At 67.8% G+C, this 9,135-nt stretch carries 10 protein-coding genes; 2 read left to right on the top strand and 8 right to left on the bottom strand.

Annotated elements, in window-relative coordinates; all coding sequences use genetic code 11:
- The 7 genes from AC1DOC_RS08470 to AC1DOC_RS08440 form a co-directional block, all read right to left on the bottom strand.
- Nucleotides 1-460: PfkB family carbohydrate kinase (locus tag AC1DOC_RS08470; RefSeq protein ID WP_478129658.1), on the bottom strand; the 460-nt coding region annotated here is incomplete at its 3' end.
- A 58-nt stretch (nucleotides 461-518) separates the two neighbouring features.
- Nucleotides 519-1,862, bottom strand: a complete 1,344-nt coding sequence (locus tag AC1DOC_RS08465; RefSeq protein WP_478129657.1) for a zinc-ribbon and DUF3426 domain-containing protein — start codon at nucleotides 1,860-1,862, stop codon at nucleotides 519-521.
- Nucleotides 1,863-1,935: 73 nt separating this feature from the next.
- Nucleotides 1,936-2,820 (bottom strand): 50S ribosomal protein L11 methyltransferase, encoded by an 885-nt coding sequence (gene prmA, locus AC1DOC_RS08460; protein WP_012746100.1) that lies wholly within the window; start codon nucleotides 2,818-2,820, stop codon nucleotides 1,936-1,938.
- A 16-nt stretch (nucleotides 2,821-2,836) separates the two neighbouring features.
- Entirely contained in the window at nucleotides 2,837-4,186 is a 1,350-nt protein-coding gene (gene accC / locus AC1DOC_RS08455) for an acetyl-CoA carboxylase biotin carboxylase subunit (RefSeq protein ID WP_478129656.1), read from the bottom strand.
- Nucleotides 4,187-4,188: 2 nt separating this feature from the next.
- The gene (gene accB / locus AC1DOC_RS08450) at nucleotides 4,189-4,650 is read right to left on the bottom strand and encodes an acetyl-CoA carboxylase biotin carboxyl carrier protein (protein ID WP_012746098.1); all 462 of its coding nucleotides are present in this window, start codon (nucleotides 4,648-4,650) and stop codon (nucleotides 4,189-4,191) included.
- 99 nt (nucleotides 4,651-4,749) lie between these two features.
- On the bottom strand, nucleotides 4,750-5,298 hold the full coding sequence (locus tag AC1DOC_RS08445; protein WP_012746097.1) for a TlpA family protein disulfide reductase: 549 nt from the start codon (nucleotides 5,296-5,298) through the stop codon (nucleotides 4,750-4,752).
- A complete protein-coding gene (locus AC1DOC_RS08440) occupies nucleotides 5,299-5,898 on the bottom strand; it encodes a hypothetical protein (protein ID WP_012746096.1) in 600 nt (199 codons plus the stop codon).
- A gap of 102 nt (nucleotides 5,899-6,000) precedes the next feature.
- Here AC1DOC_RS08440 and mpl point away from each other — a divergent pair, with 102 nt between their 5' ends.
- On the top strand, nucleotides 6,001-7,413 hold the full coding sequence (gene mpl, locus AC1DOC_RS08435; RefSeq protein WP_012746095.1) for a UDP-N-acetylmuramate:L-alanyl-gamma-D-glutamyl-meso-diaminopimelate ligase: 1,413 nt from the start codon (nucleotides 6,001-6,003) through the stop codon (nucleotides 7,411-7,413).
- Complete coding sequence (locus tag AC1DOC_RS08430; RefSeq protein ID WP_478129655.1) at nucleotides 7,410-7,919, top strand: cupin domain-containing protein; 510 nt, start codon at nucleotides 7,410-7,412, stop codon at nucleotides 7,917-7,919. The genes mpl and AC1DOC_RS08430 overlap by 4 nt, the downstream gene beginning before the upstream one ends.
- Before the next feature lie 9 nt (nucleotides 7,920-7,928).
- Here AC1DOC_RS08430 and AC1DOC_RS08425 read toward each other — a convergent pair whose 3' ends face one another.
- Nucleotides 7,929-9,047, bottom strand: coding sequence for a 3-deoxy-7-phosphoheptulonate synthase (locus AC1DOC_RS08425; protein ID WP_012746093.1), 1,119 nt, complete (start codon nucleotides 9,045-9,047; stop codon nucleotides 7,929-7,931).
- Nucleotides 9,048-9,135: the final 88 nt, after the last annotated feature.

Here is a 9,135-nt window from a genome sequence, read left to right as displayed (position 1 = left end):
GCTCCGCATGCTGCAGCATCGCCTCGCGGCCGTCGGGCGCGATGATGCCGACGCGGATGTCTTCACGCGCGGCAATCTTCGTGAGGTGCGCCTGCTGCATCGCACCGGGGTGGAACGCGGTGATCTGGTTGTTGTCGACGTCGTTCATGATCATCGCCTGCGCGGTGAAGGTGTCGTCGAGCTGGCGCACGAACTCGGTGCTGATGCCCAGCATGCGCATGCGCTCCAGGTAGTCGGCGCCGTCGCTGCCGAGGGTGGCCATCGGCAGTGCGGTGCCGCCCAGCGCATTGAGGCTGTAGGCGATGTTGCCGGCACAGCCGCCGAAGTCGCGCCGCAGGCCCGGCACGAGGAACGACACATTGAGGATGTGCAGCTGGTCCGGAAGGATCTGGTCGGCGAACCGGCCCTCGAAGGTCATGATGGTGTCGAACGCGAGGGAACCGCAAATCACTGCTGCCATGGGTGAGCCGTTGGGTAGGAATGGGTGGATGAATGAAAAGGCGGGCGCGAGCCAGGCCTCAAGGATAGAACGCTTCGACGCGGTAGCCTGCAATGGGCGGCAGCGCGGCCGCCTCCGCTGCCGACAAGCTCATCGGCAATGACGCGGCCTGGTCGGAGCGCGCCGCAAGCACCGCCGGTGCGCCGTAGTCCGCCGCCATCAGCACGCGTCGCACCACGGCGCGCTCCTGCGTGTCGAGCAACGAAAGCTCGATGGCCGGCRTGGCCAGGGGAACGGCCGCGCCATTGCGCAGCGTGAAGCTGAGCCGGTAGTCGCTGTTGCCGGTTTTTTCGCGCGCGAAGGCCGCGCCCTCGATCACGATGTCGCCGATCTGCCGCAGCGCGGTGAGCTCGCAGCCGGTCACGCGGCACAGGCCCGCGAATGCGGGACGCAGGTTCGGCTGGCGCGCAACGATGCCGTCGCGTTCGTGGCGCAGGACCTGCACGACCAGAAGCAGGACGGCAAGCACGGCCAGCAGCCAGAGCCAGCGCCGCACCCCRGGCCGCTGCCAGACACCCGCAATGTCACGGCCCGAGTTCTCGTTGCCGTCGGAAAAAGGAAGCCGCTCCGAATCTTCCGCATCGCCGCGGACCGACGGCAGAGGCGAAGGGAGCAGGCCCGGCTCGGGCTCGCTCGCCTCCCGCACCATCGAGGCTGACATCTTTGCGGCGGCGCGCTCGTCGCGCGCCTTGGCGCTCGCAATCTTGGCCGACTTGATGCGGGCCCGGCGCAGCGCCTTTTGCATCTGCACCTGGTCGCGGTCTTGTTCGGGCGCGTGCTTTTCGTCTTCCTCGCTGGCCGTTGCCGCCATCTCGCGCGCCTTGAGGCGCAGGGCCGGCAACGGCGGTGCGGGCGGGGGCGGCGGCGAAGGCGGGGCCGCCAGATTCAGGTCGATGTTCGGAAACGGCGGCAGCGAACTCGCCGGCGGCCGCCATTCGGGCTCGTTGGCTTCGAAGTCGGTCCACAGCTCGTCGGCGACGATGCCGTGCGCCGGCAAGGCGAAGGTGGGCGCGGGCGTGGAGACAGGTGCCGATGCAGGCACGGGCTCCGGTGTTGGCGGCGGCTCGGCCTCGGAAGCCGCAGCCTCCGGCGGTTCGCGATCCTCGGGTTCGTCGTCGAAGAAATCCGCGTCTTCGATCGCATCGGAGGAGGACGGCGGCTCGGTCGGCGCGGCGGGTGCCGGCGCGGGGGGAGGCGCAGCGCTCGCGGCCGGCGGGCCATCGGGCGCCTCGTGCAGGTCGAGCGTGGCGTCGAACACGTGACTGCAGCGTCCGCAGCGCACCCAGCCATCCGAAATGCGAAGCTGGTCGCGCACCACCTTGAAGGTGGTGGCACAGGCGGGGCAGCGCGTGACGAGGCTCATGACGGGGCGATTGTAGGGTTGGGCCCTCGCCGCGCCAGTGGGATCAAACGCGAAACGGCAGGCGCGTGCGTCCTCAGCAGCGCGCCGTCATGAGGATCCAGCCGTCCTCGCTGTCGCTGACTTCGAGCGCGGCATAAGGCGCATAGGCTTCCTTCAGCTCGTCGGCCTGGCGCTCGAGGATGCCGGCCAGCACCAGCGATCCACCGGGCGCCACGTGGCTGCGCAGCAGTGGCGCAAGCACCTTGAGTGGCGTGGCCAGGATGTTGGCCAGCACGGTGCCGTAGTTGCCCTTGGCCGCTTCGGGCAGGCCGGCGTTCAGGCGCACGCCGTTGGCTTCGGCGTTGAGGCGGGTCGACGACACTGCCGCCTCGTCGATGTCGACGGCATCGATGTCGGTCGCGCCGAACTTCGCCGCGCCAATGGCCAGGATGCCGGAGCCGCAGCCGTAGTCGAGCACGCGCTGGCCGGCGAACGAACCCTGCCTTGCGATCCAGCGCAGGCACATGCGCGTGGTGGGATGGGTGCCGGTGCCAAAGGCCAGCCCCGGGTCGAGCCGCATCACCTGCCTTGCCTGCGCGGGCGGCTCATGCCAGGTGGGCACGATCCAGAATTCGGGCGTGATCTCGACCGGCGCGAACTGCGATTGCGTGAGCCGCACCCAGTCCTGCTCGGGCACCGGTGCCACGCCGAGCACCGCGCAGCCTTCGAAGAAGTCCTGCAGCGCAAGCACCGACGCCGCCTCTTTCGCAAGCGCTTCATCGGCAAACAGCGCAATCACGCGCGAACGCTGCCAGCCTTCCTTGGGCGGCGGCATGCCGGGCTCGCCGAACAGCGCCTGCTCCGCATCGGTCTGCGCATCGGCGTCTTCCACCGACACGCTCAGCGCATCGAGTGCGTCGAGCGCGTCGCTGACCGTTTCGACCCGGTCTTCCGGCGCCATCAGGCGAAGTTCGAACATGGCGTCGTTTCGTGGGTCAGCGCTTGTGCGCCGCCAGCCACTCTTCCAGATAGTGGATGTTGGTGCCGCCGCTCATGAACTTGGCGTCGACCATCAGCTCGCGGTGCAGCGGGATGTTGGTCTGGATGCCTTCGATCACGGTTTCGTTCAGCGCCGTGCGCATGCGCGCCATGGCCTGCTCGCGCGTGTCGCCGTAGACGATGATCTTGCCGATCATCGAGTCGTAGTTGGGCGGCACGAAGTAGTTGGTGTACGCATGCGAATCGACGCGCACGCCAGGGCCGCCCGGCGGGTGCCACATGGTGATGCGGCCCGGCGACGGCGTGAACTTCCAGGCGTCCTCGGCGTTGATGYGGCACTCGATGGCGTGGCCGCGCATCTCGATCTGGCGCTGCGTGAACGGCAGCTTCTCGCCGGCCGCCACCATGATCTGCGTCTTCACGATGTCGATGCCGGTGGTGAACTCGGTCACCGGGTGCTCCACCTGCACGCGCGTGTTCATCTCGATGAAATAGAACTCGCCGTTCTCGTAGAGGAACTCGAAGGTGCCGGCGCCTCGGTAGCCGATCTTCTTGCAGGCCGCGGCGCAGCGCTCGCCGATCTTCTCGATCAGCTTGCGCGGGATGCCGGGTGCCGGCGATTCCTCGATCACCTTCTGGTGGCGCCGCTGCATGGAGCAGTCGCGCTCGCCCAGGTAGACCGCGTTCTTGTGCTTGTCGGCCAGGATCTGGATCTCGACGTGGCGCGGGTTCTGGAGAAACTTCTCCATGTACACGGCCGGATTGCTGAATGCAGCGCCGGCTTCCGCCTTGGTCATCTGGATCGCGTTGATCAGCGCGGCCTCGGTGTGCACCACGCGCATGCCGCGGCCACCGCCGCCGMCGGCCGCCTTGATGATGACCGGGTAGCCGATGGCGCGGGCAATGCGCTTGTTGGTGGTGGCGTCGTCCGAGAGCTCGCCCTCGGAGCCCGGCACGCACGGCACGCCGGCCTTGATCATGGCCTGCTTGGCCGAGACCTTGTCGCCCATGACACGGATGTTTTCAGGCGTCGGGCCGATGAACTGGAAACCGCTCTGCTCCACGCGCTCGGCGAAATTCGCGTTCTCGCTCAGGAAGCCGTAGCCGGGGTGGATGGCCTCGGCGTCGGTCACCTCGGCCGCCGAGATGATGGCCGGCATGTTGAGATAGCTCAGCGACGAGGGCGCCGGGCCGATGCACACGGCCTCCTGCGCAAGCTTGACGTACTTTGCGTCGCGGTCGGCTTCGGAATAGACCATCACGGCCTTGATGCCAAGCTCGCTGCAGGCGCGCTGGATCCGGAGGGCGATTTCCCCCCGGTTTGCAACCAGGATCTTCTTGAACATGGTCACTCGATGATGAACAGTGGCTGGCCGTATTCGACCGCCTGACCGTTTTCGCCGAGGATCTGGGTGATCGTGCCGGACTTGTCAGCTTCGATTTCGTTGAGGATCTTCATCGCTTCGATGATGCAGACCGTGTCGCCCTCGTTGACCTTGCTGCCGATCTCGACGAAGGCCGGGGCACCCGGGCTGGAAGAGCGGTAGAAAGTACCCACCATCGGCGACTTGATCGCATGGCCGGCGGGTGCCGCTTCAGGTGCGGGGGCGCTGGGAAGCGCGGGTGCTGCCGGTGCGCCGGCGGCAGGAGCAGCAGCGGGTGCAGCCGCCACGGTCTGTACATATTGCACCGGGGCAGCGCCGCCGCCCTTGACGATGCGAACCTTGCCTTCGGTTTCAGTGATTTCCAGTTCGGAAATATTGGATTCCGACACCAAATCGATCAGTGTCTTGAGTTTGCGCAGATCCATGGAGCTCCAGTGCCGACTTTGCCGGTCAATAGGATGTAACTTGTCTGAAAATCGGTGATTTTCAGCGATTGGCGGCTAATGCCGAGTGTGTATCTGATTCTAACCGTGAACCAGTTCACGCCGCCAAGCGTCCAGGTCGGCCGCTTCGAGCTTGCCCATTTTACGGGCCGCCACTTCGCCCGTGCCGTTCAGGACCAGCGTGAACGGCAACCCGCCGCCCGTGTTGCCGAGATTCTTGACCAGCTCCGTGCCCTGCAGGCCGGCCAGGCCCGTGGGGTAGCTGACCGGCGTCTTCTGCAGGAACTTGCGCACCGCGCTCGGCTGATCGATGGCCAAACCAACGACTTGCCAGCCGTTCGCGCCATTTTCGCGGAAGAAGCGGTCGATCATCGGCATTTCTTCCACGCACGGCGGACACCACGTGGCCCAGAAGTTGAGCAGCAGCGGTTTGCCGCGCAAATCGGAAAACACCAGTTCGCCGCCCTCGGGCCGCTCGAAGCGCTGCGTCCAGAAGCTTGCGGCCAGCACTTCGCCCTTCGGGCTGCTGCTGCCGCGCTCACGCCACCATGCGCCGCCCAGTCCGGCCGCAGCGGCCGCGACCGCCACGCCGCCATAAAGGAGGCCTCGCCGTGTGGGCGAAGAAGTCATTCACTTGTCCTTTTCACTTTCGATCAGCCGGCGCAGCGCCGCGAGGTCGCCACGCGGCGTGCGGCCCTGGGCGTCGGGCCGGAGCGCGCCGCGCAGGTCGTCGAGGTCGTACACCAGCAGGTGCACCCCGATTTCCTCGCCCAGCGCGCGGCTTGCGGCATGCACGCTCAGCGCTTCCACCTGCTCGCCGTGAAACCCGGTGACCATGCGCGGCTCGTAGTCCACGTGGTGGTCGATCAGGGCAATCTCGGCCGACTTGGAATCATCGCAGAACAATTGAATATAAATGTCTGACAGCCGCGTGGCGGTGCCGTGCCAGACGGCGCCGCCCACATGCGGGCGGAACGCCGCCATGCGCTCCATCCATTCGAGCGCGAGCAGCCGCAGCGCACGCAGTTCCTGTGGCTGGGTGTCGGCGCAATAGAGCGCGATGTAGTCGCGCACCTCGGCCTCCACCTCGTCGTTGTTCGGCAGCGCCGTGCGCGAGGACAGGCCCAGGTCGCGCAGCGCCCGGCGCTTGGCCGGGCCGTACTCCAGCCCCTCCTCGACGACGAGGCGGGCTGCGGCGGCGGCAATCTCGCGCTTGGTGGACGTGTCCATCGGGACATTTTGCCCGCAGTACGGCGCCCCTCGCACAAACATCAGTACAGGGGACGAGGACGGGAGCGCGGACACCGCTTGCCGCCTCCCTAGAATCGGCCGATGCACATTCATATTCTTGGCATCTGCGGCACGTTCATGGGCGGATTGGCCGCCCTGGCACGCGAGGCAGGCCACCGGGTCACGGGCTGCGACGCCGGCGTGTACCCGCCCATGAGCGACCAGCTCCGGTCGCTCGGCATCGACCTGATCGAGGGCTTCGGCGCGGACCAGCTCGCGCTTTCACCCGACGTCTTCGTGGTCGGCAACGTGGTTTCGAGGGCCCGGCTGGCTGACGGCACGCCCAAGTTTCCGCTGATGGAAGCCATCCTCGACGCCGGCAGGCCCTACACCAGCGGACCGCAGTGGCTGGCCGAGCATGTGCTGCAGGGCCGCCATGTTCTGGCCGTGGCCGGCACCCACGGCAAGACGACCACCACCTCGATGCTGGCCTGGGTGCTCGAACAGGGCGGCAAGGCGCCGGGCTTCCTTGTGGGCGGGGTGCCGCTGGACTTCGGCGTCTCGGCGCGGCTCGGCAACGGTTCGGCCTTCGTCATCGAGGCCGACGAGTACGACACGGCCTTCTTCGACAAGCGCAGCAAGTTCGTGCACTACCGCCCGCGCACCGCGGTCCTCAACAACCTGGAGTTCGACCACGCCGACATCTTCGACGACCTGGCCGCGATCGAACGCCAGTTCCATCACCTCGTGCGCACGGTGCCGGGAACCGGCCGGCTGGTGGTGAACGCCACCGAGGAAAGCCTGCAGCGCGTGCTGGCAGAGGGCTGCTGGAGCGAACTGGCGCGCTTCGGCGCCGGCGGTCCGAACAGCGGATGGCAGGCCCGCGGCACGCATGACGCCTTCGACGTGCTGCGCCAGGGCGAGGCGGTCGGCCGGGTCGAGTGGGAGCTCTCGGGCCTGCACAACCAGATGAACGCGCTGGCCGCCATCGCGGCGGCAGAGCATGTGGGCGTGGCGCCGGCCGATGCGGCCCGCGCGCTCGGCAGCTTCAGGAGCGTGCGCCGGCGCATGGAGCTGCGCGGCAGCGTCGAGCGCAGCGGCGGCGCGATCACCGTCTACGACGATTTCGCCCACCATCCCACCGCCATCCGCACCACGCTCGACGGGCTGCGCAAGAAGCTCGACGACGCCGGCCGGCAGGGCGAGCGCATCCTCGCGGCCTTCGAGCCGCGCAGCAACACGATGAAGCTGGGCGTCATGGCGGCGCAGCTGCCGTGGAGCCTGGAAGCGGCCGACCTGTCGTTCTGCCACACGGCCGGCCTCGACTGGGACGCCGCCGCGGCCCTGGCCCCGATGGGCGAGCGCGCGCAGGTGGCCGGTGCCATCGAACCGCTGGTGGCGCAGATCGTCGCGGCGGCGCGGCCCGGCGACCACATCGTCTGCATGAGCAACGGCGGCTTCGGCGGCGTGCACGACAAATTGCTTGCAGCGCTGCGCGCGGCCAGCGCAGCATGACGGCCATGCGCGCCCGCGAACTGATCGAGAGCCTGAAGCTGCAGCCCCACCCCGAGGGTGGCTGGTACAGCGAGGTGTTCCGCTCGGCGGCGAGCGTCGTTCCCACCGACGGCCGCACGCCGCGCAGCGCGCTCACCAGCATCTACTTCCTGCTCGAGGCCGGCCAGCATTCGCGCTGGCACCGGGTGCTGTCGGATGAAGTGTGGGTGCACCTGGAAGGCGTGCCGCTGGCGCTCTGGACCTGCGATGCCGCGCTGCGCACGGCGCCGGCCCATGTGCGCCTGGGCCCGGTCGATGYGCACGGCACGCGCCCCCAGCATGTGGTGCCGGCCGGCCAGTGGCAGGCCGCCCGGCCGATCCAGGGCCACGCGAGCGGCGACTACACGCTGGTCGCCTGCATGGTCGGCCCGGGCTTCGACTTCGCCGACTTCTCCCTGGTGCCGCCGGACAGCGATGAAGCCGCCGCCATGCGGCACCACTGGCCGGACCTGGCCGGGATGCTTTGACCCTGTTGTTCAGCCCCGGCGCTGCTTGATCGCCTGCGACAGGGTGTCCAGCACCTGCACCGAGTCGTCCCAGCCCAGGCAGGCGTCGGTGATGCTCTTGCCGTATTCGAGGCCTGAGAGCTGGTCCTTGCCCGGCGTGAACTTCTGCGCGCCGGCCTGCAGGTGGCTTTCGACCATCACGCCGAAGACGCGGTTCGAACCCCCGGCGATCTGGCCGGCGATGTCCTTGGCCACGTCGATCTGCTTCTGGTGCTGCTTGGAGCTGTTGGCGTGGCTGCAGTCGACCATCAGCGTGGGCGGCAGCTTGGCGGCCTCGAGGTCCTTGCAGGCGGCCTCGACGCTGGCCGCGTCGTAGTTGGGCGCCTTGCCGCCGCGCAGGATCACGTGGCAGTCGCGGTTGCCGTTGGTCTGCACGATCGCGACCTGGCCGTTCTTGTGCACCGAGAGAAAGTGGTGGCCGCGCGCCGCCGCCTGGATGGCGTCGGTGGCGATGCGGATGTTGCCGTCGGTGCCGTTCTTGAAGCCGATGGGCGCCGACAGGCCCGAGGCCAGTTCGCGGTGCACCTGGCTTTCGGTGGTGCGCGCGCCGATCGCGCCCCAGGCGATCAGGTCGCCGATGTACTGCGGCGAGATCACGTCGAGGAACTCGCTGCCCGCCGGCAGGCCGAGCCGGTTGATGTCGATCAGCAGCTGGCGCGCCATGCGCAGGCCTTCGTCGATGCGGTAGCTCTCGTCCAGGTACGGGTCGTTGATGAGGCCCTTCCAGCCGACCGTGGTGCGCGGCTTCTCGAAGTACACGCGCATCACGATCTCGAGCGTGCCGGCGTACTTTTCGCGTTCCACCTTGAGGCGGCGGGCGTATTCGAGCGCCGCGGCCGGGTCGTGGATCGAGCACGGGCCCATGACCACCAGCAGCCGGTCGTCCTTGCCCGCCATGATGTTGTGGATGCTGCGGCGGGTGCCTTCGATCAGCGTCTCGACCGGCGTGCCGCGGATCGGGAAGAAGCGGATCAGGTGTTCGGGAGGGGGCAGCACGTTGATGTCCTTGATGCGTTCGTCGTCGGTCTTGCTGGTTTTTTCGACGCTCGCATACCAGCTGTCGCTGGCGGGGGCAGTGTTCGTGCTCATGGTGCTTTCCTTGTTGGAGTGGATATCGTCAGGGCATAAAAAAACCGCCGGGGCTCGAGGCGCCGGCGGTTTTGGGAGGGTGTTCGTT

Source organism: Variovorax sp. 01T439_2 (assembly GCF_056398445.1).
The sequence above is the reverse complement of the archived record's forward strand: the minus strand, read 5'-3'. Positions and strand labels throughout refer to the sequence as shown.